Annotated in this window: 25 protein-coding genes and 1 riboswitch; of the genes, 4 read left to right on the forward strand and 21 right to left on the reverse strand. The window is 66.2% G+C overall.

Features of this window, described 5'->3' with window-relative positions; all coding sequences use genetic code 11:
* Positions 1-16 precede the first annotated feature (16 nt).
* A complete protein-coding gene (locus AX767_RS09800) occupies positions 17-1,213 on the forward strand; it encodes an amidohydrolase family protein (protein ID WP_068630845.1) in 1,197 nt (398 codons plus the stop codon).
* Positions 1,214-1,257: 44 nt separating this feature from the next.
* Here the strand turns inward: AX767_RS09800 and AX767_RS09805 are convergent, their stop codons facing one another.
* From AX767_RS09805 to AX767_RS09870, 14 genes are all read right to left on the reverse strand, one after another.
* Positions 1,258-1,920 carry a TadE/TadG family type IV pilus assembly protein gene (locus AX767_RS09805; protein WP_068630847.1) on the reverse strand — a complete coding sequence of 221 codons (663 nt, stop codon included), beginning with the start codon at positions 1,918-1,920 and terminating at the stop codon, positions 1,258-1,260.
* Positions 1,917-2,318, reverse strand: coding sequence for a DUF192 domain-containing protein (locus AX767_RS09810; protein ID WP_068630849.1), 402 nt, complete (start codon positions 2,316-2,318; stop codon positions 1,917-1,919). The genes AX767_RS09805 and AX767_RS09810 overlap by 4 nt, the downstream gene beginning before the upstream one ends.
* Positions 2,318-3,190, reverse strand: coding sequence for a type II secretion system F family protein (locus AX767_RS09815; RefSeq protein ID WP_068630851.1), 873 nt, complete (start codon positions 3,188-3,190; stop codon positions 2,318-2,320). Before AX767_RS09815 ends, AX767_RS09810 begins: the two co-directional genes overlap by 1 nt.
* Entirely contained in the window at positions 3,187-4,020 is an 834-nt protein-coding gene (locus AX767_RS09820) for a type II secretion system F family protein (RefSeq protein WP_068630853.1), read from the reverse strand. The genes AX767_RS09815 and AX767_RS09820 overlap by 4 nt, the downstream gene beginning before the upstream one ends.
* The gene (locus AX767_RS09825; protein ID WP_237288605.1) at positions 4,013-5,809 is read right to left on the reverse strand and encodes an ATPase, T2SS/T4P/T4SS family; all 1,797 of its coding nucleotides are present in this window, start codon (positions 5,807-5,809) and stop codon (positions 4,013-4,015) included. Before AX767_RS09825 ends, AX767_RS09820 begins: the two co-directional genes overlap by 8 nt.
* On the reverse strand, positions 5,806-7,095 hold the full coding sequence (locus AX767_RS09830; RefSeq protein WP_168164817.1) for a type II and III secretion system protein family protein: 1,290 nt from the start codon (positions 7,093-7,095) through the stop codon (positions 5,806-5,808). The genes AX767_RS09825 and AX767_RS09830 overlap by 4 nt, the downstream gene beginning before the upstream one ends.
* Positions 7,096-7,220: 125 nt before the next feature.
* Complete coding sequence (cpaB, locus tag AX767_RS09835) at positions 7,221-8,159, reverse strand: Flp pilus assembly protein CpaB (RefSeq protein WP_068630856.1); 939 nt, start codon at positions 8,157-8,159, stop codon at positions 7,221-7,223.
* Between the two features lie 33 nt (positions 8,160-8,192).
* Positions 8,193-8,420 (reverse strand): hypothetical protein, encoded by a 228-nt coding sequence (locus AX767_RS09840; protein ID WP_068630858.1) that lies wholly within the window; start codon positions 8,418-8,420, stop codon positions 8,193-8,195.
* 37 nt (positions 8,421-8,457) lie between these two features.
* Positions 8,458-9,207: a hypothetical protein gene (locus AX767_RS09845; RefSeq protein WP_068630860.1), complete on the reverse strand. Its 750-nt coding sequence runs from the start codon at positions 9,205-9,207 to the stop codon at positions 8,458-8,460.
* The gene (locus AX767_RS09850; protein ID WP_068630862.1) at positions 9,204-10,028 is read right to left on the reverse strand and encodes a hypothetical protein; all 825 of its coding nucleotides are present in this window, start codon (positions 10,026-10,028) and stop codon (positions 9,204-9,206) included. The genes AX767_RS09845 and AX767_RS09850 overlap by 4 nt, the downstream gene beginning before the upstream one ends.
* Before the next feature lie 77 nt (positions 10,029-10,105).
* On the reverse strand, positions 10,106-11,452 hold the full coding sequence (locus AX767_RS09855; RefSeq protein WP_068630864.1) for a pilus assembly protein TadG-related protein: 1,347 nt from the start codon (positions 11,450-11,452) through the stop codon (positions 10,106-10,108).
* Positions 11,453-11,474: 22 nt separating this feature from the next.
* Positions 11,475-11,726, reverse strand: a complete 252-nt coding sequence (locus tag AX767_RS21575; protein ID WP_068630866.1) for a Flp family type IVb pilin — start codon at positions 11,724-11,726, stop codon at positions 11,475-11,477.
* 77 nt (positions 11,727-11,803) lie between these two features.
* A complete protein-coding gene (locus AX767_RS09865; protein ID WP_068630867.1) occupies positions 11,804-12,238 on the reverse strand; it encodes a hypothetical protein in 435 nt (144 codons plus the stop codon).
* The gene (locus AX767_RS09870; RefSeq protein WP_210392598.1) at positions 12,235-12,984 is read right to left on the reverse strand and encodes a lytic transglycosylase domain-containing protein; all 750 of its coding nucleotides are present in this window, start codon (positions 12,982-12,984) and stop codon (positions 12,235-12,237) included. The genes AX767_RS09865 and AX767_RS09870 overlap by 4 nt, the downstream gene beginning before the upstream one ends.
* A 300-nt stretch (positions 12,985-13,284) precedes the next feature.
* On the opposite strand from AX767_RS09870, the gene AX767_RS09875 reads away from it, so the two are divergent.
* On the forward strand, positions 13,285-13,662 hold the full coding sequence (locus AX767_RS09875) for an ArsR/SmtB family transcription factor (protein WP_156481018.1): 378 nt from the start codon (positions 13,285-13,287) through the stop codon (positions 13,660-13,662).
* Positions 13,663-13,686: 24 nt separating this feature from the next.
* Positions 13,687-14,163, forward strand: coding sequence for a hypothetical protein (locus AX767_RS21365; RefSeq protein WP_156481019.1), 477 nt, complete (start codon positions 13,687-13,689; stop codon positions 14,161-14,163).
* A gap of 3 nt (positions 14,164-14,166) precedes the next feature.
* Here the strand turns inward: AX767_RS21365 and AX767_RS09880 are convergent, their stop codons facing one another.
* The 6 genes from AX767_RS09880 to AX767_RS09905 form a co-directional block, all read right to left on the reverse strand.
* Positions 14,167-14,565, reverse strand: a complete 399-nt coding sequence (locus tag AX767_RS09880) for a GtrA family protein (RefSeq protein WP_068630874.1) — start codon at positions 14,563-14,565, stop codon at positions 14,167-14,169.
* Positions 14,562-15,527, reverse strand: a complete 966-nt coding sequence (locus AX767_RS09885) for a glycosyltransferase family 2 protein (RefSeq protein ID WP_068630876.1) — start codon at positions 15,525-15,527, stop codon at positions 14,562-14,564. The genes AX767_RS09880 and AX767_RS09885 overlap by 4 nt, the downstream gene beginning before the upstream one ends.
* Positions 15,524-17,263 carry an ArnT family glycosyltransferase gene (locus AX767_RS09890; RefSeq protein WP_237288606.1) on the reverse strand — a complete coding sequence of 580 codons (1,740 nt, stop codon included), beginning with the start codon at positions 17,261-17,263 and terminating at the stop codon, positions 15,524-15,526. Before AX767_RS09890 ends, AX767_RS09885 begins: the two co-directional genes overlap by 4 nt.
* A 70-nt stretch (positions 17,264-17,333) precedes the next feature.
* On the reverse strand, positions 17,334-20,048 hold the full coding sequence (gene metH / locus AX767_RS09895; RefSeq protein WP_082754965.1) for a methionine synthase: 2,715 nt from the start codon (positions 20,046-20,048) through the stop codon (positions 17,334-17,336).
* 65 nt (positions 20,049-20,113) lie between these two features.
* Positions 20,114-20,189, reverse strand: a riboswitch (S-adenosyl-L-homocysteine riboswitch).
* Between the two features lie 358 nt (positions 20,190-20,547).
* Positions 20,548-22,785: an ATP-dependent DNA helicase DinG gene (gene dinG / locus AX767_RS09900; RefSeq protein ID WP_082754967.1), complete on the reverse strand. Its 2,238-nt coding sequence runs from the start codon at positions 22,783-22,785 to the stop codon at positions 20,548-20,550.
* 47 nt (positions 22,786-22,832) lie between these two features.
* The gene (locus AX767_RS09905) at positions 22,833-23,279 is read right to left on the reverse strand and encodes a PACE efflux transporter (protein ID WP_068630879.1); all 447 of its coding nucleotides are present in this window, start codon (positions 23,277-23,279) and stop codon (positions 22,833-22,835) included.
* Positions 23,280-23,379: 100 nt separating this feature from the next.
* Here AX767_RS09905 and AX767_RS09910 point away from each other — a divergent pair, with 100 nt between their 5' ends.
* A complete protein-coding gene (locus AX767_RS09910) occupies positions 23,380-24,309 on the forward strand; it encodes a LysR family transcriptional regulator (RefSeq protein WP_068630882.1) in 930 nt (309 codons plus the stop codon).
* On the opposite strand, the gene AX767_RS09915 is transcribed toward AX767_RS09910, so the two are convergent.
* The gene (locus AX767_RS09915; protein WP_068630883.1) at positions 24,285-25,334 is read right to left on the reverse strand and encodes a homocysteine S-methyltransferase family protein; all 1,050 of its coding nucleotides are present in this window, start codon (positions 25,332-25,334) and stop codon (positions 24,285-24,287) included. The two genes, AX767_RS09910 and AX767_RS09915, sit on opposite strands and share 25 nt — an antisense overlap.
* Positions 25,335-25,402 lie beyond the last annotated feature (68 nt).

Genomic DNA, 25,402 nt, shown 5'->3' on the forward strand with positions numbered 1-25,402 from the left:
CCACGAGGAGTCATCCATGGCAGAAGCAGTTGCGGGCGCGAAGTCCGGCAAAGTCGTCATCAGGAACATCGGTTTGCTCCTTTCGGGCGACATCGACCGACCCATCCTCGACGCCGACACGATCGTCGTGAACGATGGGTTGATCGTGGCGGTCGGCAAGGAAAAAGACTGTGACCTCGAAGGCGCGAAGACCGTCATCGACTGCAAGAAGACCTGCGTCGCGCCCGGCTTGATCGACAGCCACGTGCACCCGGTGTTCGGCGACTGGACGCCGCGCCAGAGCCAGCTCGGCTGGATCGATTCGACCATGAACGGCGGCGTGACCACGATGATTTCCGCCGGCGAAGTGCACCTGCCCGGCCGCCCGAAAGACATCGTCGGCCTGAAGGCGCTGGCTATCACGGCGCAGCGCGCCTACGACAACTTTCGGCCGAGCGGCGTGAAGGTGCTGGCCGGTGCGCCCATCATCGAAAAGGGCATGGTCGAGAGCGACTTCAAGGAGCTCGCCGAAGCGGGCGTGAGCCTGCTGGGCGAAGTCGGTCTCGGCACGGTGAAGGCGGGCTACGAGGCCAAGGAGATGGTCGCGTGGGCGCGCAAGTACGGCATCCAGAGCACCATCCACACGGGCGGCCCGTCGATTCCCGGCTCCGGCCTCATCGACAAGGACGTGGTCCTCGAAGCCGATGCCGACATCATCGGCCACATCAACGGCGGCCACACGTCCTTGCCCGAAGCCCACGTGTGCGAACTTTGCGAAAAGAGCACGCGCGCCATCGAGATCGTGCACAACGGCAACGAGAAGACCGCCATCGCCGCGGCGCGCGCGGCCATCGAACTCAAGTGTCCGCATCGCGTGATCCTCGGCACCGACGGGCCCGCCGGCTCGGGCGTGCAGCCGCTCGGCATCCTGCGCATGGTGGCTTTCATCTCGGCCTTCGCGAGCATTCCGCCGGAGCAGGTGTTCTGCTTCGCGACCGGCAACACCGCACGCATCCGCAACCTGAACTGCGGCCTCGTCGAAGTGGGCCGCGACGCCGATTTCGTCTTCATGGACCGCGCCCAACACTCGCCCGCCGCGGGCCTGCTCGAAAGCGTGCAGCTCGGCGACATTCCGGGCGTCGGCATGGTGATGATCGACGGCATCGTGCGCGCGGGGCGCAGCCGCAACACGCCGCCGGCGACAGAAGTGCCGGTGGTCGTTTCAGGCCACTGACACGGCTGCGGGCGGTGCAGCCGGCGGCCGCTGCGCGCCGTCGATCAACCCACCGCCTCCGACTGCATGCGCACGACGGCTTCGGAGCGAATCGGCACGCGACCCTGCGCCCGGCAGACATCGCCGAGGTTGAACCATGCCAGCACGAGGGACAGGAACTCTTCGTTCAGCGGCATCACCGGCTTGTAGCAATAGGTGAGGCGAATCTTGAGCAGGTTGGCGTCCTGGATGTTTTGCCTGGAGCCGCCCTTGACCTGCGTGCTGCGGTACATGAGGTTGTCGTTGGGGATGAAGCGCCGGCCGTTCGCGGTGACGCCATGATCGGCAAAGCTCGCGGGCGATGGATTCAGCACATCGATGAACATGCCCGACACATCGACATTGGCGCGAACGATCGCCCCTGCCAGCTCGCCCCGGCCGGCTGCACGCTTCATGTAGAGCGGCGCCAGAGCGCTCTTGCCAGCCAGCCGCATCTGGCTGGTGAGTCCGGAGCGGGCGTTGTCCACCGCGCCCGCGCGCGCCGCGGCCAGCGCGGCCATGTCGACCACGGCCTTGGCCTTGTACATCAGCGCCATCTCTGCAATGGCAAAGATCACCATCAGGAAGATCACCATCGTGATGGCCATTTCCACGAGCGTGGCGCCTCGCATCGCGCGGGCCGGCGGCGAGCGGCGAATGCGGGCGCCGAAGGTTGAACGGTGGCTCATGCGTGCTCCCCGAAGAGTGGCGCTGCCGTTGGCACCGGCAGCAGACGTTGGCCCGGCGCAAGGCCCAGCCGCTTTGCAGTGCCCGTGGCGCACTCGAGCACCGCGTGGGCACGCGAAACGCTCTTGAGCTGCCAGGGTCTGACTTCGCAGACGCGCAGGATCTCGCCGGCGCGGTCGACGAAGATCACATCGAGCGTCACGCGCATGCCCCACATGTGGATGCTGCTGCAGGGCACGATGTACAGGCCGGCATCGGGTGAAAGACGCACGCCCAGCAGACCCCGCAGCCGGGACAGAAAGGTGTTCGCGATGCGCACCTTCAAAGGCAGCGCCACCCCGTCGCGCGACAGCGCGACCATGGGCAAATGCAGGAGCGGGTCGGGCCCGGAGGACGCCATCAGAAGCCTCCCGACATGGTGATCTTCTGGTACAGAAAATAGCCGAGAAACGCGAAGGTGCAGGGAAAGATGAAGATCACCAGCGGCCCGAGCATCAGCACCGGTGCTTCGAAGGCCTTCTTCTCCGCGAGCAGGAAGCGCTCGGCGCGACGCTGGATGGCCTGTTCGCGCAGAACCGGCGCCAGCGAAGAACCCACACGCTCCGCCTGGATCATGGCGCTGACCATGTTGGTCAACTCGCGAATGCCGACGCGATCCTGCATCTGGTAGAGCGCGTCGGCACGGGGCACGCCGGCCGACACGTCGCGCAGCACGCGCGTGAATTCCTGCCTGAGCGCGCCGGGCGGTCCCTTGGCCAGCGTCAGGCGAATGGCACCGGTCAGGTTTTGTCCCGACTCGATGCCGAGGACGAGAAAGTCCAGAAAGTTGGGCAGCTCGCGCACCAGGCGACGGCTGCGGGCCTTGCGGATTTCGTTGAGCCGGAGATCGGGCAGAAAGAACCCCAGCGCGCCGGCGATCAACAGGAACACCGGATCGATGCGTCCGAGCATCCCGAGCGCCAGCCCGAGGGCCATCGACGCGAGCAGGCCGGCGATCACCTTGAGCCCCATGAATTGCTCGACCGTGAAGAGATAGTGCAAGCCGCTGAGCACCAGCCGGCGCTGCAGGCTGACGCGATACGCCTGCGGAAAAAGGTGCGCCGTGCGTGCCGCGGCCCAACCGACCAGCGGCCAGATTCGGCGCAGCGACGAGGGCAGCGGATCCATGTAGTCGCGCTGCTCCTTGGGAACGCTCGTGAACTCGAGGTACAGCAGCACGATGAAAAGCGCCACGGCCAATCCGACGGTTCCGAGAATCAGCGCGGGGATCATATGTCGATGCTCATGATTTTCTTGATGACGCGAAAGCCGATGAAGACCCAGACGCACACCGCGAGAAACACACCCCAGCCCAGCAGCGTGCTGAACATCGGCCCCATGGCCGCGGGGTCGAGCTGGTGCAGCATGTAGAGCATGAAGAACGGCAGGCCCGCCATCACCAGCGCCTGCATGCGCCCTTGCGCGGTCAAGGCCAGCACCTTCTTTTCCATGTTCTGACGCTCGCGCACCGAACGCGCGAGCCCATCGAGCGACTCCGAAAGGTTGCCACCGCTTTCGCGCGCGATCTTGATGGCCGCCACCACCATTTCCATCTCGGCCGTCTTCACGCGGTGCGCGAGGTGATCGAGTGCCAGGTCCATGTCGATGCCGACGCGAATCTCGCGCAGGGTCAGTTCGATCTCGCGGCGCAGGGGCAAGGGCCCGTCGCGCCCCACTGAATCCATGGCGCCCATCAGGCTGCCGCCGGCACGGATGGCACCGGCCATCATGGCCAGCACATCAGGGATCTGGCTGTCGATCAGCGCTTGCAGGCGGTTGCGTTGTCGCGCGTAGTACTTGCCCGGGAGCACCAGGCCTGCGACGGCGAGCAGGAAGCACCACAGCAGACTGCCCAGAAAGACCCAGGCGCCGGCCACGACGGCGATCGCGATCAGGCCCTGCACCAGCCACCGGTTCTTGAACATGCCGGCGAACAGTGCACTCTGGCCCCGTTCATTGCCAGGGTCGGGAGCGTTCCGCCCGGCCACCCACTGGCTGGCGCCGAGGTAGGCCAGCGTGCCGACGCTCATCGCCACCACCAGGATGATGAGCAGGTCAAGCACCCGGAATGCCCGCCTCGAAAATGGACAGCGCGGGCGTCTGGATGCCCGCCGCGCGCAAGGCCTCGATGAATTCCGGCACCGCGCCGGTGGGCACGAACTCGCCACGGACGCGTCCGTCCTCGTTGAAGCCGCTCTGCCGGAACACGAAGATATCCTGCATCTGGATCTTGCCGCTCTCGACGCCGGTCAGTTCGGTGATCGCGGTGATCTTTCGCGTGCCGCACTTGAAGCGGGTCTGCTGCACGATCATGTTGACCGCCGAGGCAATCTGCTCGCGGATGGCCGTCACAGGCAAATCCATGCCGGCCATCAGGACCATCGTTTCGATCCGGCTGAGCATGTCGCGCGCCGAGTTGGCGTGCGCGGTGGTCAACGAGCCATCGTGGCCCGTGTTCATAGCCTGCAGCATGTCCAGCGCCTCGCCGCCGCGGCATTCGCCCACCACGATGCGGTCGGGCCGCATGCGCAACGAATTGCGCACCAGCTCGCGAATCGAGACGCCGCCCTTGCCCTCGCTGTTGGACGGCCGGGCCTCCAGCGACACCAGGTTCGGCTGGTGCAGCCGCAGTTCGGCGGCGTCTTCGATGGTGACGATGCGTTCGGTCTCGGGGATGAAGTTCGACAGCACATTCAGCAGCGTCGTCTTGCCCGAGCCCGTGCCGCCCGAAATGATCATGTTCTGCGCCTGCGCCACCGCGAACGACAGGAACTCCAGCATGGCCGGATTGAGCGATCCGAACTTGAGCAGATCTTCGCCGTACAGCCTGCGCGACGGAAACTTCCGGATCGAAATGCACGGGCCCTTGAGCGCGAGGGGCGGGATCACCGCGTTCACGCGCGAGCCGTCTTTCAGACGTGCATCGACCATGGGGGAGCTCTCGTCGATCTTTCGCCCCAGTGGGGCCACGATGCGCTCGATGGCCGAGAGCACCGCCTTGGGCGAAGAAAAGGTCACTTCGCTGCGCGTGATCTGGCCCGCGCGCTCGACGAAGATTTCGTTGTAGGCGTTGACCATGATTTCGGTCACGGCTTCGTTCTTCAGCAACGGTTCGAGCGGGCCCAGGCCCACGGCTTCGGCCACCACCTGCGTAGCGAGCTCGTCCGGATCGATGTCCGCCGGCAACGAGAGGTCGGCCAGCGTGAGCAGCACCATCGACCGCGTGGCCTTGCGCAGCTCGTCGTCGCTCATGGTGGTGATGTCGGTGCGGCGCACGTCCATCAGCGCGATCACGGCATCGTGGACCTGATTGCGCCATGGCTGGTACCGGTCGGCCATGCGCTGCGCAGGCGTGGGCGGTTCAGGGACGCGTGGGCTCGCGTCCACAGGGCGGGCGGCAACGGCGGCCACGGGGGCGCGTGCGGGCGTTGCTTCGGCGGGTTTCGCCGCAGTCCCGGCGGGCGAATCATCGGCTGACCGGGGCATCGACGGCGGCGACGGGATCGCCTCGGCGGCAGCGGCGGCGGCACCTCTCACCACATAGATCGAGTAACCGCCGATCTGGATCTCGTCGCGGGATTCGAGCGGCCCATAGGACTTGATGCGGCGCCCGTTGATGTTGACCCCGACCACCTGGTTGTTCGACATGACGTGGGCACCGTCGTCCCGAAAGAAGATCTCGGCATGCTGCTTGCCGACCGCCCAACCCTTGATCACGATGTCGCTTGCATCGTCCTTGCCGATGCGAACCGGGCTGGTGTGGAAAACATGTTCCTCGATGCCGCCTTGCGGCGTGCGAATCACGATGCGCGGCGACGCCGCGGACGCAGCCGCCGGTTGCAGATCGGTCACCGGATGCCCCCGTCCGCTGGCAGTGCGCCGGGCGTGCCCTGCGGCGCCTGCTCCTTGATGCGCGACCGCAGGCGATCGATCGCCTCGGTCTGGAGGTTTCTGCCGCGCTCGAGCGACCGCGTGATCTGGGGGCTCTCGTTCGTGACGACCGCAGGGGTGATGAGCAGCACCAGTTCGGTCCGCTCACCGCCCAGGTTCTTGTTCCTGAACAGGTTTCCCAGCAGCGGCACGTCGCCGACGCCCGGCACCTGATCGATCTCGTCGTTGACACGCAGCGACGTCAGGCCCGAGACCAGCATCGAGCGGCCATCGACCAGATCGAGCTCGGTGATGGCCTTGCGCGTCAGAAGGCCCGGCACGCCCAGCACCGTCACGGAGCGATCGATCTGGCTGAGCTCGATGCCGAGCTTGGCGCGGATGTTGCCTTGCGTGTCGCAGCGCGGTTCGATCTGCAGGCGGATGCCGTAGGGCTTGAACTCGACGGCGATCTGACCCGGACCGCTGGCGATCGGGATGGGCAGTTCACCGCCTGCCGTGAAATCCGCGGTTCCGCCGCAGCGTGACGTGAGCTGCGGGGTGGCGATGACGTAGGCATCGCCGCGCTGCTCCAGCAGGTTGATGCGCGAGGTGATGGCCGATGCCAGCCCGATGGTCCAGAGGAACGGATTGACCGTTCGTGCCCTGCCGCCGCGAATCTCGGCACTGGCCGCGACGTCCGCGGCCGGCCCGTTGATCGCCTGTTGCCACTGGATGCCGAGGTTCTCCAGCGCGCTCTTGCGGATTTCAACGATCTCCGCGTTCATGTAGATCGTGCGCTCCTGAAGGTTGCCCTCGCCTCCGATGATGGCGACGAACTGTTGCGGGTACGCCTTCTCCAGCGCACTGACTTTCTTGGCCTGCAGTGCGGAAAGATCGGATGCCTCGAGAAAGATCCGCTCGCCCACCGTCCGTACAGAGACGTTGGGGTCGTTGAAGAAAAGCTGGTGCACCTCGCTGCTGATGCGAGCCATGTTGCTGAGCGTGACGTAAACGGTCTGGGTGCGCTGCGTCTTGTCCTTGAGCCAGATGGTCAGGCGTGATTCGCCGGCGTCGTTGGCGACCAGCAGCACTTCCCTCGCATTCAGGGTGGAGGCCGACATCACCTTGCCGTTGCCGATGGCGATTCGCATCACTTCCGAAGGCATCCGGATCGTCTGGGTTTCGCCCACGTACATCCTGAGCGTGGCGTCCGCCGGGGCGGCCTGGGACAGCGCCGGAAGGGGGCACGCTGCGATGAATGCGGCCATGACAGCCGCGGAGAAAAGGTTGAACCGGATCATGAGTGGAGACAAGGAAAATGTTCGATAAAAGCAGCCGCTGGCTGGCCGGCACGGGCCCATCCGACGACGCACTGGCGACAGAGGCGCTGCGCTCAGCGGCCCGCTGAGAGCACCTCCGGCCCGACGCGTTCGCCGGGGTTGCCAGCCATGCCAGCGCCGATCGCCTGCGTCCCGGGCAGCGGGCTCGACAGCAGGTACCGGGGCAACAGAACGCCCGGCTGACCCCCGACGTAATGCGCCACGAGGTCACCCTGCGTCCGGTTGGCGCCCGCAGCGCCCATGAGGTCGGCCTGCGTGGTCATGGGGTAGGTGGAATTCTGTTGGTCCGAGGCGTGCTTGAGCACGGCGCGCAAGGCACCCTGTTCCTGCGCCAGCAGCACGCGTCCCGTGTCGGCGGGCGCGATGTCGAGCGTGAGGGTCGAATACGTCCGCTCCACCTCTGCGCCGCCACCGGGGGGAACTTCCCGGCGCGTGATGTTGCCGGTCGCCTTGACGGCAATGTTCTGCAGGAGCGGGATCACGGCCTTGCCGGACACCTGCCCCGCCAGGGAATCGGTCACGTAGAACAGATCGATGCGGTCGTTCGGCCGGATCATTCCGGAGATCGAATTGAGCTCGTCGACCGCAATCGTCAGTGCGCGCATCTTCGTCTGGATCGTGTCGGAGAACGAGGGCTGGGCACCGCTCGAAAGGTAGCCCCACTGCAGCGGGCGCCCCCTCGGCACGGCGATCTTGAGCGTCTGCCCGACAGCGCGTTCGATGTCCTCGGGAGCGACCCGGTCGGGTGGGACCAGATCGGCCGGCACCTGCCGTTGCGCGAACGCGTCGATGTCCACGACGTCGCCCAGTCGCAGGTCGGCACGAGGCACCACGACCTCGACAAGTTCGCCCTTGTTGGCGAACTCGGCGCGCAACCTGCGCGACATGTCGTCCAGATAGAAATGAACGAGGAATGCAGCCAGCGCGGCCAGGGCGATGGCGCCCAGCAGCATGAGGATGCGCGACTTGGCGTTCGAGACGTTGACACTCATTGAGAATTCCGATGAACCAGGCGAGCGCTGGTCTTATTTCTTGATCGCCGAACCGACAGTGGGACTTCCAATGGCATAGGCACTTGCGGAGTGGCTGTCGCGCAGGGCCGACAGCATCAACTCCAGCAGCGAGGGGTTGCCGGTGAACAGGACGAGGCACACGAAGACGGCCGCAATCGCGTACTCGACCGAGGCCTGACCCTGCTGCAGTCGCCGGACTTTTGCAGCGCAGGGCGTGCGGCTTCCGAACTTGCTTTTCATTCTTGAATCTCCGGATGGCAGGACGATGACGAAACCGTCAGTTCGTGTCGTTCGCAACGATCAGGGTGGCGTCGTCGATGCGCTGGATGTCCATGAGCATCTGGCGCCCCGCCTTGCCGAAAACGATCTGTCGCTGCTTGCCGGCGTCGATCGTGTCGTCGCGCACGCGCCGCCAGCCGCGCAACAGCATCTGCGCCCGCAGGTAGTACGCATTGGTCTCCACCGAGTAGCTGTTGCGCATGCTGGTGGTCACGTTGCTTCCGACCGCCTCCACACTTTCAAGGACCTGAAGCACCACCGTTCCAGGCAGCCGCGGCATGTCTTTGGCCAGCTTCTCGGGCGCCTGCAGGCGCATCGGCATGAGCGACGACACGAGGACCGAATGGCCGCTGCGCTCAGGCAGCATTTCCACGGTGATCAGGCGCTTGTCGACGATGGCCGAGAGCAGCCTTCGCCCCTCATGGGTCACGTCGGACACCACACCGTCTTCGCCCTTGGCGGCAAAGTAGTCACGGTAGAACTTCTCGACCGCAGCAAGGTCGTCCGTTTCGATCCGCGAGATCTGCATGGGACTGTCGTTGAATCGCATGTAGGGCGCGATGATCTCGACCTTGGCGCCGATGGGCATCGGCAACGCGGCCAGAGACGCGTCGCGCTTCGGCGCAGCCGATTGCGCAAGCGCTGGCCCAAGGCCACACACGGCCGCTCCGCAAGCGACGGCGAGAGCGAAGGCCACGCGCACCGCTGCCTGGCCTGTCGGTCGTTCGCGGCCTTGCATGCGGCTCACTTGCGCCGATCCGCGGGCAGCCGGTCTGCATCGACGAAGCCCGGTTTCAGGTTGCTCGACTTGAGCGGCGTGACGATCAAGCCGATCACGTTGCGGATGGTGTCGAGCAGACTGTTGTCGAAGATATTGGTGGGCACCAGCGGCTCGACGCGGCGCACCTCGTGCTTGTTGCCGCCGACGTTCCAGGGGTCGCCCATCGCGGCGGCCGTCTCGCTGAAGCTCACGAACGGCAGGTAGGTCTGCTGGCCGTCGGACACCGCGGAGATGTTCAACGCGTTGGGGCGCACCACGACATCGGCGCGCCAGATGCCACGGTCTTCGAGGTCGATGCGTGGACTGCTGCTGATCGCCGATGTCACCGCGCTCAGCGATTCCAGAACCCGCGCGACACCAGTCGAGGTGGTGGTGCCGGCGTCGTACAGGCGCAGCGTCGGCCGCGCGCCCTGCTCGTTCGTGGCGGCAGTGCGCTCCAGCTCCAGAAGGTTCTTCCGGTTGTAGCCCATCGTGCTGCGCGCGACGTCTGCATTGCGAAGGGCAGGTGCCTGGGCGAGCGTGCGCGACTGGATCGCCGGCGCCGCATTGGTGGCGAACACCCGATCGATCATCTCGCGCTGGATCTGGTCCGGTGCCTTCTGCACCCGCAGGTTGCCGGTCAGCGGCGAGTCGGTGGGCGCTTGCGCAAACCAGACCGTGCGTTCCCACGCCGCATAGCGCGCGCCCGACAGGGCGAGGTTGCGTGCCGTGCCGTAGCCGTTAAGGGCCCAGCCGAAGACGAACACGGGGATCAGCACCAGCAGCAGGGCCAGCACGATCTCGACCATGGCCTGACCCTGCTGAAGCGACCAGCCACTGTGACGGGAACCCTGGCCCGCAACTCGACGAAGGCGGCGTGACGGGTTCAATCGAACGCCTCGAGCGCGAGAAGCGCGGACGGCGGCAGCGCGGTCAGGCGTGCCTGCCAGTAGGGGCTGAAGAGGCTGGCGTATTCCCCGTTGGCGCTGTAGTAGGCGCTGCGCAAATGCGTGGCGTCGTTGACGGGCTCGTCCCTGCGGTTGGGGCGCTTGAAGTAGACCTGACTCGCCGCCACCGACACCACATGGTCACGCACCGTGGGCAGCCGGAAGCTGCTGTCGGCCTGCCCGGTCTGAAGGGCGCGGTCGCTCAACTGCGATTTCAGGTCCCCGCTGTCGTTCAGCGGTTTCCGCACCGCCACCACGATGGCGCCGGACTGACCGGCGTCGTCGTTCCGGGCCCGGTTCTTCAGATCGAAATAGGGGCGCAGGCCGCTGTAGGTGCTCCCCAGGTTCTGGCGCGCACCGAAAGCACGATCGGCGGTGCGGCGGGCCAGGCCGCCGTAAGTCTGGGAGCCGCGATTCGAAGTGCGCGTGCCGGTCTCTGCCCCGCCCCAGGCCACGCCGAGCGGCCTGGCGAAAGGTATCGGAATGGGCACCTCCAGCCCGTCGAGCCCGGTCCAGGTCTTGTTGTTGTCGCGCATGTTCGTCCCCCCCTTGAACAGGCCGCCCAACAGCCATTTGCGTTCCTTGGTGAAGGGGTCACGCGAATCGGTCACGACTTCGCGAAAACGGTTGAGCGAGGTCGATCCACTTTGCAGGCCCGAGTAGCCGATGAACGCATCGAGGCTCGCGGCCGTGGCGAGCGCCCCGCCGACGCTCGTGTCCCAGCTGGCGCGCGGGTCGTTGGCCTTGACGACATCGCGCAGGTTGGCCTGGGCATCCAGCACGGTGACCCCGCGCACGATGGTCTGGGACGTGGCCAGGACCCGGATGATGCTTTCCTCGAACACGATGAAAGGCTTCATCAGGGGGGGCAGCTTGTCGATCAGGCCATCGACGCGCTTGAGCGCGGTGGCCAGCGTCTGCAATGCCTGAAGACCCGGAATCAGTCCGACCACGCGCAGCACGGTGCCCGAGTTGCTGGCCAGTGAGCCGACCGACTGGGTGAGTGAAATCAGGCTGACGACCTGTCCCACCGCCACATGGTTGGCCACCATGGCACGGTTGGAATAGGCCATGTAATTCATGTCGCGTGCGAGCGTGGCCGCTGCCGCGTAAGCCGCGCCGTCGGCGGCGTTCATCGTTTTTTGCTTGGCGTGGCTGGCCTGCTGGGTGTTGAACACCGCCAGCGTCATCACCGTGAGAAAAATCAGGGAGGCAAGCGCGAGAAAGGTCGCCTGACCTTTCTCGCGTGAGATCCGGCAACGCCACTGAAGCCGCAGTTTGTTCATGGTGCGTTCCGGGGCTGCCAGATCAGTAGTTCTGCAGCGTCTTCTTGGTGTTGGCCTTGGCGTTGTCCTTGGCGGTCGACATGTCGCCGGTGGACTGCTTGGCTTCACCGCCGAGGACCGAGGTCGCGTTCGACACCTGGGCGCGCAGCATGTCGCCGAAAGCCGCATACACCGCGATAGAGCCGAGTGCGAGCACGGCCACGATGATGATGTACTCGACCATGCCCTGGCCGCGTTGACGAGTTTGCTGAAGAGATTGACGGATACGGTTCATGAGATTTCCTTGGGTTTGAAGTTGGATGAAACAAAACCCGCCGCCGACATGACGGCAGGTCGCGACACCGGCCTGTCCTATTTCTTGAAACAGGCAACCAGGTTGCACGGCAGGCTGATCGGTCCATCGATCACGATGTGGCCATCACGCCTCTGAACGACGACTTGCTCCTCGTAGCGCCCGGACCGCGAGAACGTCGTCTCGTAGATCAGCACGGAGCCACCGGCGGCTTGTGTCTTTTCTTCCACGAATCGGCGCGCTTCGACTTTTCCGGCCGACCGCGCCAGCACCTTGAACTGATCGAGGACCATGTCGATCGACCACCGATCGCCGGCAGGCTTTCCCTCGGACAGCAGGGCAGAAACCGTGTTCGCGTCGCCCTGATCACGCGCCGTCATCAAGGCATCGGCCCAGCTACGCGGCGTCGTGGGCTGTTTGACTTGCGCCAACGAGCAGACTGCCGTCAATGCAAGCGCCAGCAGCCAGCCGCCCTGAAGGAACCGGCTCGTCACAGCGACATGGCCGTCACAGCGGCCTCCGGGTTCCTGCGCGGCACCGCGGGGACTTCGAACACCCAGGCATTGCCGAAATGACGCGCATCCGAAGACGCGGTGCGCGCGACGCGTGTCGTCGGTGCGCCCACGAACGCCGGGCCGGCGGCAGAAGGGCTGCGAAGCTGTTCGTAGGCCCCCATCACCCGCCCGACATACGCGCGGGTTTCCCGATAGTCGGGAACGTTGCGACCCGCGCGTTCGACCGCACCGGGGCCCGCGTTGTAGGCCGCCAGTGCAAGCGGCACGTCACCGTCGTAGCGCAACAGCAGATCCCTCAGCAACCGCGAGCCGCCTTCGAGACTCTTGGCGGCATCGAACGGATCGTCGACGCCGTACTGGCGCGCCGTGGCGGGCATCAGTTGCATGACGCCCATGGCACCCTTGGGCGACACGGCGTCGGCGCGAAAACCCGATTCGGCCCACGCCACCGCCCGGACCAGATGCGGATCGATGCCGACGCTCTGCGCCGCGGAGACCGCGACGGCGTCGACCTGCGAGCGACCGGGGACGGCGGTGAGCTGAACGCCTGCGTCGTGGGTGCGCGTGACCCGGCGTCCCTGCCCGCCCGAAACGTCGAGGAGCAACCCGCCACCGATCCGCTGGAACGAATCACTGCCGGCTGGCACCAGCCGCCCTGAGGCACTGGCGCGGAACACATCGGCCTGCGCCGCATGCATGCAGAACAAAGGAATTGCGGCGGCCAATTGCCACGCTTTAAAGTTACCGCACCGCATTTTTAATTGGACCGATCGGAGAATTTTCTGAGTCGGCCGGATTATCTGTTGCGTTTTTCCGCATCCGCGCAAAAATCGATTCCATTGATCAATGAACATTGATCGTTTCGCTCATGAATTTGGTCGCCGTCCGCCCGCGTGTCACAGCGCTGACATATTGAGCGGCTATGGGTTTAGGTACCTTGCCCCGGGATTCGATTGACATCTGATAAACGGTTGTCAAATGTCATTGCGCGCCGCTAAGATCGCCCTTTTTCGGGTTGTAGACGTGTGATTTCCAATTACCAGCCGGAACGAGATCAATCGCCGGGGACCCGTTCGCAGGAGGAGGCATCTCGTGCGGGATTGCCTATGGCGTCCGGGACGCTCACCGCCGTGCGCCTGCTGAAAGCCATTGCCCAGGAAACCCGATTGAGAATTATCGAATTGCTGCAGCAAGAGGATTCACTGGGCCTTCCTGCGGGCGTAATTGCCGCATCCTTGGATATTCCACCGAACCTCATTTCCTTTCATTTGAAGGAACTCGCGGCGGCGGGCATTCTGCAGAAAAAGACTTCCGGGCGAAATATCATCTATTCCATTGATTCGGAGATCATGGAATCCTTTTTCGTCGAAATGATGAAATACCGGGTTTTACCTCGATCGTGATCGATCGATCCCAACAATATTCCTATGAAGTTCAATTATTTTTTAATTCCACAAGCCCGCAATTCGCTTTGGGTGGCTTTCGCTGCAGCCTCCATTGCTTTGACCGGCTGCAACGACGCCAATCAGACCGTCGCATCGACGAGTACGGCGACAACGGCGACAACGCCGGTCACCCCTGCACCGGCAGCGAAGGCCCCAAGCGTCAACGATTGCGGGCAAGCCATGAAGCAGCTTCGCCAATGTCATCAGAAGGTCGTCGCTGACGGCAGGGCGTCGGCATTGCAACGCGAGCAGTCGGCGACCTACCTTCGGCGTCTGGAGGCATGGTGGCAAATGGACGGCAACAATCCCGCTATTCAGGCGAGTTGCTCCGCCATTGCAAACGACAAGGAGAGTTGCGCGCCGGCTGGCGATTCTTCCGATCCGGAAGACGCTGGAATGACCGAAGCGCAATTCAAGCTGGTGATGAAGCAATTCGATGCGGCCGGCGTCCCGCCCTGAATTTCAGGGTCCCCGCCGGGCCCTGAACACAAAGTAGCGCGCACTCAGGAAGTTCACCACCAGCCCCGTACAACTTCCGAGTGCCACACCAAGTGCCGGCGCCCACGGGCCGCCGACCCAGTGCAGCGTGGCGACATACACCGCGTAGTTCACCGCGGCGCCGCCGAGCATGGTCACGAGATAGCGCAGGTACTCGCGACCGAGTGAGGTGTCGGCGTGACGCGTGGTGAAGGTATAGCGACGGTTCAGTGCCCACGTCGCGGTGGCTGCGGCCACGAAAGACAGCACGCGCGCCGCATACCAGCCGAGCCACGGTGCCGCGAGGTACAGCACGCTCACATCGACGACGAAGCCCGCCACGCCCACCAGCCCGAACGCCAGGAACTCCCGGCCGAGCTTCATGGTTCGGCGATGTTGCGCACGCCGGGGATGGCAAGGTAGCGCAGTCGCTTGGCTTCCTGCCGGCCGATGGTCACCGTGTGCAGCACGATGCCGCAGACGAAGGCGAGCATCGCGGTGAGCATGGTGCCGGTGATGAAGACGGCCGTGGGCAGGCGTGGCACGAGCCCGGTGTGCAGGTACGTCATCGCGAGCGGCACGCCGGCCAGGATCGATCCGACGGCCAGCACGGTGGCGATGGTGGAGAAGAACTGCAACGGCCGCTCGCTCACGAAGAGCTTGCAGATGGTCTTGAGGATGCGCCAGCCGTCGCGGTAGGTGGAGAGCTTGCTCTCGGAGCCTTCGGGCCGCGAGCGGTAGGCCACGGGCATTTCGGCGAACGGCATGCGCAGCTCGAGCGCATGGACCGTCAACTCGGTCTCGATCTCGAAGCCGGCCGACACCGCCGGGAACGACTTCGCGTAGCGCCGCGAAAAGATGCGATAGCCCGACAGCATGTCGGTCAGCCGGCCGCCGAACAGTGCCGCCACGGCGCCGGTGAGCATGCGGTTGCCGAGACGGTGACCGGCACGATACGTCTGCGCATCCACGCCATCGTCGACGCGCGAACCGACCATCATGTCGAGGTTGTCGCGCACCAGCCGGTCGATGTGCGAACGCACGGCGCTCAGGTCGTAGGTGGCGTCGCCGTCGACCATCACGTACACGTCGGCCTCGACGTCCGCGAACATGCGGCGCGCCACGTTGCCCTTGCCGCGCAGCGCCACGTGCGTGACAGTCGCGCCCTGCGCGCGCGCCACGGCCGCGGTGTCGTCGGTCGAGTTGTTGTCGAACACATGGATCTGCGCGTCGGGCAGCGCGACCTGGAACTCGGCGATGACCTGCGCGATGGCCAGCGCCTCGTTGAAGCACGGGATGACGGCGGCGATGCGCAAGGGACGGGGAGCGGAAAGGGGTGGGTTCATGGCGCGTCCGCAAGGATACGGTAGGCCTTGGCACCGTCCTTTTCGTAGAGGAGTACGAAATGTCTGGCGAAGCCCGGCTTGGCTTCGAGCACCGCCACATAGGGCGCAGCCACCACCATTGCACCGAAGCCAAGTGACGCGAACTTGCGCGCCATGTCATCCGGCGCGGCAGCCAGGAAATCCATGTAGCGCCACGGGCCGAGCGTGTCGCCCCACACCGCGTCGGGGCCGTAGTAGATCGCCTCGCTCAGCGCGACCTGGTACACCCGGCCCTGCGGGTGCGTGCGCAGGTAATGCATCGCGGCGTAGCCGGGCACGTTCTTGCGCAGGAATGCCTCGCGCAATTCGGGCGTGGGCGACACCATCGCGATCTTCTGCGCGGTTTGGTAGACCGATGCCACCGCCAGCGCCGCGAGCAGCACGCCGCCGACCCAGGCGCCTGCACGCGACGCTGCGCCGTGCGAAGCGAGTGCAGGCAGACCCTTGCGAACAGCGGCCAGCAATGCGCCGAGCAGCACGGTCCAGCCGACCGCCGCCATCCACGCGATGAGCGGGTACGACGCCGTCATGTAGCGCGGATAGCGCGACGTGGCGAACCACACCACCAGCGAGTACGCGCAGAACACCACCGCTGCGCGCACGGCCGCCGAGCGCCTGAACCACGGGCTGAACGGCGCCAGCAGCACCGGCCAGATCATCGCGTTGGGCCAGGCGGCGTGCGCCTGCACGTCGTCGAACTGGTTCTTGTAGTCGGCCGCGTTCCAGTTGGTGAAGCCGAAGAGGCGCGCGCCGATCGGGTTGAACGGATCGCCCGTGGTGATCGCGTTGCGCGCGTACCAGTAAATGCACGGGATCAGGAAGCACAGCAGCGCGAGCGCCAGCACTTTCGGGCGCCGTTCGTGCCACAGCACGAAGAGACCCATCAACGGCATGAACGTCAACGCCTGGTATTTGGAGCCCGCCGCCAGGCCGAGGAAAAAGGCCGCGACGCAGAGCCAGCGCGTGGCGGGCGCCCCGGCGGTCGCACGGTCGGCCGCCGCCTCGCGCCACCACCACAGCGCCACGCAGGCCGACAGCACGAAGAGCGCGACGCCCATGTCGATCAACGCGTTCGAGTAGTCGCCGAGGCCGAGCCAGATCGCCGCGCCGCCGCAGGCGATCACGCGGCTGGTGTGCTGCAGCCCGAGCCGGTAGACCATCCAGACCGACACCGCGCCGCCGAGGCCGTTCAGCAGGTGTGGCAGCACGTCGTCGTCGACCAGCAGGCCGCCGGCGTAGAGCAGATTGAAGTTGTACGGGAACCAGGGGTAGCGCAGCCAGTCGTGAATGCCCAGCGAACCCGTCTGCGCCACCGTGCGCGCGTACGGCAGGTGGTACATCAGTTCGTCGAAGGCCGCGGGCGGCGCGAGCGGTGCGACCAGCGCAGGCAGCGCGACCAGCGCCAGCACCGCGAGGGCGCCGCGCTCCACCCACGGCAGCGGGCGCGTGTCCTTTGCAGTGCGCAGTTCACGCAGGCAGCCCGGCGCCTGCACCAGCGCCAGCGCGACACCGAGGGCGACGATCACCAGCACGCCGGCGAGCCCGAACACGCCGCCGATCGCGAGCGCCTGGAATGCGCAGATGAAGAGTCCGATGCCGAGCGCGACGGCCATCGCGGCTTCGAGCCCGCCGTCGCGCCGCACCGGCGGCCCGATGCGCGTCAGCACCGCCCGTCCGAAACCCCAGCAACTGGCCACGAAGACCGCGAGCGCCGCGTAATGCGCGGCAGCAAATATCAACTTCTGAATGACGGGTCTCCGGCGGCTGTCAAAGATTCGGCGCGAGCAGGCGCCCGAGGTCGGCTTCGCTTTCGTGGCGCCGCGCGGCCTGGTCCTGCAACTGGTCGTGGCTGATCTTGCCCACGTTGAAGTAGGTCGACTCCGGATGGCTCAGGTAGAAGCCGCTCACGCTGGCGGCCGGCGTCATCGCGAGGCTTTCGGTCAGCGTCATGCCGATGTCGGCGCAGTTCATCACGTCGAACATCGGGCGCTTCACGCTGTGGTCGGGGCAGGCCGGATAGCCGGGCGCGGGCCGGATGCCCTTGTACTTCTCGGCGATCATTTCTTCGTTGCTCAGGCCTTCTGCGGCGGCATAGCCCCAGAAGTCGGTGCGGGCGCGGTGGTGCAGTGCTTCGGCAAAGGCTTCGGCGAGCCGGTCGGCCAGGGCCTTCAGCATGATGGCCGAGTAGTCGTCGAGGTCGTCGATGAAGTACTTCTCCTTCTTCTCGACGCCCAGGCCGGCCGTGACCGCGAACATGCCGACGTAATCCTTCAGGCCGCTGTCTTTGGGCGCCACGAAGTCGGCCAGGCAACGGCTCGGGCGCATCACGCCGTCGATCATCTGTTTCTCGGTTTGCTGGCGCATGCCGTACCAGGTCATCGCGACTTCGCTGCGCGTCTCGTCGGTGTAGATCTCGATGTCGTCGTCGTTCACCGTGTTGGCCGGCCAGAAACCGACGATGCCGCTCGCGCTGAGCCAACGCCCTTCGATGAGGCGCTTGAGCATCCGCTGACCGTCCGCATACACGCGCACGGCCTCGGTGCCGACCACCTCGTCTTTCAGGATCGCAGGGAACGGACCGGCCAGGTCCCAGGTCTGGAAGAACGGACCCCAGTCGATGTACTTGGCGAGCTCGGTGAGGTCGAAGTTCTTGAACACGCGGCGGCCGATGAATTTCGGCACCGGCGGCGTGTAACCGGACCAGTCGATCGGCGTCTTGTTGGCGCGCGCCTTCGCGAGCGGCCACATCGGCACCTGCTTCTTGTTGGCGTGCTGGTGGCGCACCTTGTCGTAGTCGGCGTTGATCTCGTCGATGTACGCGGTGGCCTGGTCGCTCAGCAGACTCTGCGCGACGCTCACGCTGCGCGATGCATCGGGCACGTAGACCACGGGGCCTTCGTAGTGCGGCGCGATCTTCACGGCCGTGTGCACGCGGCTGGTGGTGGCGCCGCCGATCATGAGCGGGATCTTCCTGATGCGGAAATGGTCATCGCGCTGCATCTCGCCGGCCACGTACTGCATTTCTTCGAGGCTCGGCGTGATGAGGCCCGAGAGGCCCACGATGTCGGCCCCCTCGACCTTGGCGCGCGCCAAAATTTCGTGGCACGGCACCATCACGCCCATGTTCACCACTTCGAAGTTGTTGCACTGGAGCACGACGGTGACGATGTTCTTGCCGATGTCGTGCACGTCGCCCTTCACGGTGGCGATGATGATCTTGCCCTTGGTGCGCACGTCGCGGCCGGCGGCCTCGTCGCGCAGCTTCTCCTCCTCGATGTAGGGCAGCAGGTGCGCCACCGCCGACTTCATGACGCGCGCCGACTTGACCACCTGCGGCAGGAACATCTTGCCGGCGCCGAACAGGTCGCCCACCACGTTCATGCCGGCCATGAGCGGCCCTTCGATCACGTGCAGCGGACGCCCGCCGGTCGCGAGAATTTGCTGCCACGCCTCTTCGGTGTCTTCGACGATGAAGTCGGTGATGCCGTGCACCATCGCGTGCGAAAGGCGCTGATTCACGTGCACCGGTTGCTCGGGCGTGCCACGCCATTCGAGCCGCTTGCTCTCGTCCTTCGCACCGCTCTTGGCGGTCTCGGCCACGTCGACCAGGCGCTCGCCGGCATCGGGCCGGCGGTTGAGCACAACGTCTTCCACGCGTTCGCGCAGCACCGGCTCCAGGTCGTCGTACACGCCGACCATGCCGGCGTTGACGATGCCCATGTCCATGCCCGCCTTGATCGCGTGGTACAAGAAAACCGTGTGGATGGCTTCCCGCACCGCGTCGTTGCCGCGGAAGCTGAAGCTCACGTTGCTCACGCCGCCCGACACCTTGGCGCCGGGCAGGTTGTCCTTGATCCAGCGCGTCGCGTTGATGAAGTCGACGGCGTAGTTGTTGTGCTCTTCGATGCCCGTCGCGACCGCGAAGATGTTGGGGTCGAAGATGATGTCTTCGGGCGGAAAGTCGAGCTCGTCCACCAGGATGCGGTAGGCGCGTTCGCAGATTTCAATCTTGCGTTCGTAGGTGTCGGCCTGGCCCTTTTCATCGAAGGCCATCACCACCGCCGCCGCGCCGTAGCGCCGCACCAGCCGCGCCTCGTGCTTGAACTTGTCGACGCCTTCCTTCATGGAAATCGAGTTGACGATGCCCTTGCCCTGGATGCAGCGCAAGCCCGCTTCGATGACCTCCCACTTCGAACTGTCGACCATGATCGGCGTGCGCGCGATGTCGGGCTCGCTCGCGATCAGGTTCAGGAAGCGCACCATCGCCGCCTTGCTGTCGAGCATGGCCTCGTCCATGTTGATGTCGATCACCTGGGCGCCGTTTTCCACCTGCTGGCGCGCGACCGACAGGGCCTGGTCGAACTCGCCGTTCAGGATCATTCGCGCGAAGGCCTTCGAGCCGGTGACGTTGGTGCGCTCGCCGATGTTGACGAACAGCGACCCTTCGCCGATCTGCACCGGCTCCAGGCCGGACAGCTTCATGGGGGGGACGGGCGTGACGGCAGAGGAAGAAGATTCGGACATGGGCTCACCTGGATTCGCGGAGGGTCAGGTGAGCGTCGTTGCGGAGAACACCCGAGCCTGGCGGGGCTCTGTGGCTGGCCGCTGCAACGCTCCTCGGGGCCGTCGATTTTAGTTGTCTTTGCCGGGGTGCTGGTTGTCGGAGCGGTTGTGTGTGGTGTGGGGCGTCGGCGGGCGGTATGCCTTTGTGATCTCTCTGCGGCGAGCGCAACGATTGCGTCCCCCCAAGCCCGGCAGGCGGTGCGGGCCGGGCGATCCCCTGTGCGCCGCTGAGGAGCGCAGGGCCATCGGCTGCGCGCGCAGCGCACTTCAACCACTGACTCGCCGCAGTTGTCTGAGTGAAGAGAACGAAGTGAACGCAGCGAGTTCTGCGACGCAGCCGATGGCCCGAGCACCGCAGGGGAGCCGCGAAGCGGCCGGCGCACCGGGGTCGCCCGGCCCGCACCGCCTGCCGGGCGCTCTATGCGGCGACCCCACCCCTCACCCGCACCGTCGAAAAAGCAAACGGCGGCAACCCTTTCAACAACCGCTGCCCATACGACGTCCGCACCAACCGCCTGTCGTAGCAATACACAGACGCGCGATCCTCCTCGCTGCGAATCGCGCGTCCCACCCACTGCGCCAATCGAATCGCCGTGGCCGGCACGACGAGTTCGCTGAAAGGATCGCGGCCCACCGTGCGCAGCCATTCGGCGCGCGCCTCACCGACCGGATCGTCGGGTGGCGCGAACGGGAGCTTGGCGATGAAAACCGCTTCGCACAGCGTGCCCGGCAGGTCGAGCCCTTCGCCGAAGGACTGCATGCCGAAGATGATCGACGGCTGGCCTTCGGCCACACGGTGGCGGTGCGTGGCCATGAGCTGCTGGCGCGGCATCGCGGTCTGGGCCAGCACGCGCGGCTTCAGCTCGGGCGGCAGCGCCTCGAGCGCCAGGCGCAGTTGCTCCCGCGAGGTGAAGAGCACCAGGGCACCGTGCCGCACGTCCGCCAGGTCGCCCATCAGCAACTGCACCATCTGCGCGACGTAATCGGCATCGCGCGGGTCGGCACGGGTTTCGATCGCGATCAGGCGACCCTGCGCGGCGTAGTCGAACGGGCTCGGCACTTCGAGCGTGGTGGCGGCAGCGTCGCCCTGCAGACCCGATTCGCGCAGGAAGAAGTCGAAGCTGCCGCAGCTGGTGAGCGTGGCCGACGTGAGCACGGCACCGCGCACCTTGCTCCAGAGCTGGTGCCGCAAGGTGGCGCCGGGCAACAGCGGGCTGGCGTGCGCCTGCAGCGTGGGCTGGTCGCCGTCGACGTCCAGCGTGAACCATTTGGCGGTCGGCACGCCGTCGGGCGGGGCGTCGCGCAGCAGCAGCCGGGCGGTGTCGAGCGTCTGTTCCAGCCGGGGCGCCAGGGCGCCGAGCTGCGCATACACGGCCGACAACTTGCGCGCCATGGCGGGTTGGTCGCGCAACTCGGCACGCAAGGCCGTGGCGATGACGCGCAGCGCCTCCAGGAAACCTTCGGCGTGGTGCGCGACACGGCCCAGCGGCCCCTGCAACGCTTCGGGCAGCGCCCCGAGCGGGAGCCGCACGCGCGCCGGACCCCGGCCCGGCGCAGCGTTCGGGTCGGCCTGCAGCGCGTCGCCGTACAGGTCGAGCACCAGCCGCTCGGTTTCCTGCAGCGCCTGGCGCATCTGCGAGGCATGCGCCGGAATGTCGGCCACCTCCGTCACCTCGAAGCGCACGCCCACGCGCACGGCCCGTTGCGCCAGCCGCTCGACCCAACCGTGGCGACCCAGGTCCATGCGGCAGGCGAACTGCGCGAGCGCCGTGGCCGGCAGGTGATGCGCTTCGTCCAGCACCAGCAGGCAGTTGTCGAGCTCGGGCAGCTGCCGGTTGCCGAGCGTGGCCAGCAGCAGGTCGTGGTTGACCACGATCACCTGGGCGCCGACCAGCGTCTTGCGGCGCTCGTAGTAGACGCACTCGTTGAACGACGGGCAATGCTTGCCGGTGCACGACGCCGCCTCGGCGGCCATCGGCAGCCAGGCCTCGGCGACGAGCGGGGTGTCGAGCGAGTCGCGATCGCCGTCCCAGGCGCCGCTGGCCAGCGTTTTGGCGACGCCGGTGTAGAACTGCAGCCGCGCCTCGACCTCGTGCGCGGGTCGGGCCGGGCGGCTCGCCGACTCGGGGGCGTCGTGGGCGTCGTCGTTGGCGAACAGGTCGCCGTAGCTGTCGTCGCCCGGCTCGGCGTCGACGACTTCCACGGCCACGCCGGTCAGACGTTCCAGCTTTTGCACGCACACATAACGCCCCCGGCCTTTCGCCAGCGCGAAGCGAAAAGGCGTGGGCAGCAACTTGGCCAGCGCCGGCAGATCCTTGTGGACCAGCTGCTCCTGCAGCGCGACCGTGGCGGTCGAGATGACGACGCGCGTGTTGCGCGCCAGTGCGAGCGCGATGGCGGGCGCGCAGTAGGCGAGCGACTTGCCGACGCCGGTGCCGGCCTGGATGACCGCGATGGCACGCACCGGCGGATCGGCCGGGCCATCGTCCTCGCTTTCATCCTCGCTTCGCGCCTTGCCGAGCGTTGCCGAAGCGAGCGTTCTGGCGACCTGCTCCGCCATGCGCCGCTGGCCCGCTCGGCTGCGGAAACCCTGACTGGCCTGGACCACCCCATCGAACGCCTGCAGGGCGGACGCGGCCCATTCCAAAGATGACATGCGGCGAGTGTTGCACGGCCGCGCGGGCGCCCCGCGCCCCACGAGGGTCAGGCAGGCTGCGGCGCGGCCTCCGTCCCGGCAGCCGATGCCGGCAGACCAAACACGCGATCGAATCCCCAGTTGAAGACGAAGGTGTAGATCAGGAAGAACACCACCAGGCCGAGGTCCATCATCAGCGCCTGCCACAGGCTCACGCCCAGGAACCAGGCGAACACCGGCACCAGGAATGCGACCAGGCCGCCCTCGAAGCCCACGGCGTGCGCGATGCGCCGGCGCAGGCTGCGGCCGCGCACGGCCTGGCGCGATTCCCAGCGCTCGAACAGCGCGTTGAACGTCAGGTTCCAGAGCACGGCAATGACCGACGCGATGACCGCCAGCACGCCCGAATGACCGAGCCCTTCGCCCGACATCAGGGCCAGCCCGATGCTCGCCGCCACGATGGCGATGCCTTCGTAGAGCGAGATGTAGACGACCCGACGCTTGATGCCCTGCATGACCTTGTTCTTTCAAAACTGAGTGGTTCCGGCCACTTTATGTGTGACTGGCTGATAACAAAAGTCATCTTCTTTCAGTTCTACTGATAGATTGAGGGCCATGAGTTTCTCCAGCGACAACGTCGACGTGTTCCTGGCCGTGCTGGACCATGGCTCCTTTTCGGCTGCCGCCCGGGCGCTGCGCCGGGTGCCATCGGCCGTCAGCATGGCCATCGCCCACCTCGAGGCCGAGCTCGACCTGCCGCTGTTCGATCGCACCGGGCGCGAACCCCGACCGACCGCCGCGGCCCGCTCGCTGGAACCGCAGGCGCGCCTCATGGCCGCGCAGCTGAAGCTGTTGCAGGTGCACGCGCTGGCGCTCACGCAGGGCCTGGAGAGCCGCCTCACGCTGGCGATCGCGCCCGAGCTGCTGGCCGCGCCGTGGAGCGCATCGCTGGCGACGCTGGCGCTCGAACATCCGCTGCTCGAAGTCGAAGTGCTGGCCGCGCCGCAGGGCGACGCGCTCGCCATGCTGCACAGCGGCCGCGCCCAGCTGGCGCTGGTGTTCGAGCGGCCCAGCCTCGACGGCCGCGAAGCGTTTCAGGAAGTGGCGAGCGATCTCATGGTGGCGGTGATGGCGCCCGACCATCCGGCGCTCACGGCAGCCGGCGGCAGCTTCCGCGAAGCGCATCTGACCTCGACGCGCCAGATCGTCGTGGCCGGCCGCGACCTCGCCATCAGCGATCCGCGCTTCGTGTTCTCGCGGCACGTCTGGCGCACCGACAACGCGCTCGCCGCGCTGAGCCTGATCACCGCCGGCCTCGGCTGGGGCTGGCTGCCGCGCACCTTCGCGCGCCCGCACGTGGCGACGGGTGCGCTGGTCGAGATCCCGTTCGACAACCTCACGAACGGGCTCGACCTGTGGGTCGACGTGGTGTGGTCGCGCGAACGGCCGCTCGGCCTGGGCGCGCAGCGCTTCGTCGCGTTGATTGCGCGCACTAAGAACGCGGCCGAGGCCGCCGACGCTCAGGCTTCTTCGGCTTCGCGGTAGAACGCGTTGCGCACGACGCGACCCGGCACCGGCGCCACGGCCTGACCGATCGCGGCAATGTGGTCCGGCGTGGTGCCGCAGCAGCCGCCCACGATGTTCACCAGCCCTTCGGCCGCGAACTCGTGCAGAAGGCGCGAGGTGACGTCGGGCGTTTCGTCGAAGCCCGTGTCGCTCATCGGGTTGGGCAACCCGGCGTTCGGATAGCAGCTGATGAAGGTGTCGCCGGCCACCTTGGCCAGCTCCTGGATGTACGGACGCATCAGCGCCGCGCCGAGCGCGCAGTTCAGGCCGACGGCCAGCGGCTGCGCATGGCGCACGCTGTGCCAGAAGGCCGTCACGGTCTGGCCCGAGAGGATGCGGCCCGACGCGTCGGTCACGGTGCCGCTGATGATGAGCGGCAGGCGCTGGCCGGTGTTGTCGAAATACTCCTCGACCGCGAAGAGCGCGGCCTTGGCATTGAGCGTGTCGAAGATCGTCTCGACCAGGATCAGGTCGGCGCCGCCTTCGACCAGCGCTTCGGTCTGCGCGTAGTAGGCCGCGCGCAGCGATTCGAAGTCGATGTTGCGGGCGCCCGGATCGTTCACGTCGGGGCTGATGCTCGCGGTCTTGGGCGTCGGGCCGAGCGCGCCGGCGACGAAGCGCGGCTTGTCGTGCGTGCTGTATTTGTCGCACGCCGCGCGGGCGAGCTTGGCCGACTCGACGTTCATCTCGCGCGCCAGATGCGCCATCTTGTAGTCCTCCTGCGCGATGGTCGTCGCGCCGAAGGTGTTGGTCTCGACCATGTCGGCGCCGGCCGCGAGATAAGCCTCGTGGATGTCGCGGATCACGTCGGGGCGCGTGAGCGAGAGCAGTTCGTTGTTGCCCTTCACGTCGCGCTCGAAATCCTTGAAGCGCTCGCCACGGTACTGTTCTTCGGTGAGCTTGAAGCGCTGGATCATCGTGCCCATCGCGCCGTCGAGGATGGCGATGCGCTGCGAGAGGATGCCGGGCAATGCCTGGCCGCGGGTGTAGACGAGGGGCTTCATGGGGCGATTGTAGAAACGCGGGTACCAAGGCTTCCGCAGCGCTCGAAAGCCCTCACTCTGTACGCTAC

The sequence above is a fragment of the Variovorax sp. PAMC 28711 genome, from assembly GCF_001577265.1.
Classification (GTDB): domain Bacteria; phylum Pseudomonadota; class Gammaproteobacteria; order Burkholderiales; family Burkholderiaceae_C; genus Variovorax.

Coding starts and splice junctions, on each gene's coding strand:
- AX767_RS09800 (WP_068630845.1), top strand. CDS start 17: ATGGCAGAAGCAGTTGCGGGCGCGAAGTCCGGCAAAGTCGTCATCAGG.
- AX767_RS09805 (WP_068630847.1), bottom strand. CDS start 1,920: ATGAGCCACCGTTCAACCTTCGGCGCCCGCATTCGCCGCTCGCCGCCG.
- AX767_RS09810 (WP_068630849.1), bottom strand. CDS start 2,318: ATGGCGTCCTCCGGGCCCGACCCGCTCCTGCATTTGCCCATGGTCGCG.
- AX767_RS09815 (WP_068630851.1), bottom strand. CDS start 3,190: ATGATCCCCGCGCTGATTCTCGGAACCGTCGGATTGGCCGTGGCGCTT.
- AX767_RS09830 (WP_168164817.1), bottom strand. CDS start 7,095: ATGGCCGCATTCATCGCAGCGTGCCCCCTTCCGGCGCTGTCCCAGGCC.
- cpaB (WP_068630856.1), bottom strand. CDS start 8,159: ATGAGTGTCAACGTCTCGAACGCCAAGTCGCGCATCCTCATGCTGCTG.
- AX767_RS09840 (WP_068630858.1), bottom strand. CDS start 8,420: ATGAAAAGCAAGTTCGGAAGCCGCACGCCCTGCGCTGCAAAAGTCCGG.
- AX767_RS09850 (WP_068630862.1), bottom strand. CDS start 10,028: ATGGTCGAGATCGTGCTGGCCCTGCTGCTGGTGCTGATCCCCGTGTTC.
- AX767_RS09855 (WP_068630864.1), bottom strand. CDS start 11,452: ATGAACAAACTGCGGCTTCAGTGGCGTTGCCGGATCTCACGCGAGAAA.
- AX767_RS21575 (WP_068630866.1), bottom strand. CDS start 11,726: ATGAACCGTATCCGTCAATCTCTTCAGCAAACTCGTCAACGCGGCCAG.
- AX767_RS21365 (WP_156481019.1), top strand. CDS start 13,687: ATGAAGTTCAATTATTTTTTAATTCCACAAGCCCGCAATTCGCTTTGG.
- AX767_RS09880 (WP_068630874.1), bottom strand. CDS start 14,565: ATGAAGCTCGGCCGGGAGTTCCTGGCGTTCGGGCTGGTGGGCGTGGCG.
- AX767_RS09885 (WP_068630876.1), bottom strand. CDS start 15,527: ATGAACCCACCCCTTTCCGCTCCCCGTCCCTTGCGCATCGCCGCCGTC.
- metH (WP_082754965.1), bottom strand. CDS start 20,048: ATGAAGCTGTCCGGCCTGGAGCCGGTGCAGATCGGCGAAGGGTCGCTG.
- dinG (WP_082754967.1), bottom strand. CDS start 22,785: ATGTCATCTTTGGAATGGGCCGCGTCCGCCCTGCAGGCGTTCGATGGG.
- AX767_RS09905 (WP_068630879.1), bottom strand. CDS start 23,279: ATGCAGGGCATCAAGCGTCGGGTCGTCTACATCTCGCTCTACGAAGGC.
- AX767_RS09910 (WP_068630882.1), top strand. CDS start 23,380: ATGAGTTTCTCCAGCGACAACGTCGACGTGTTCCTGGCCGTGCTGGAC.
- AX767_RS09915 (WP_068630883.1), bottom strand. CDS start 25,334: ATGAAGCCCCTCGTCTACACCCGCGGCCAGGCATTGCCCGGCATCCTC.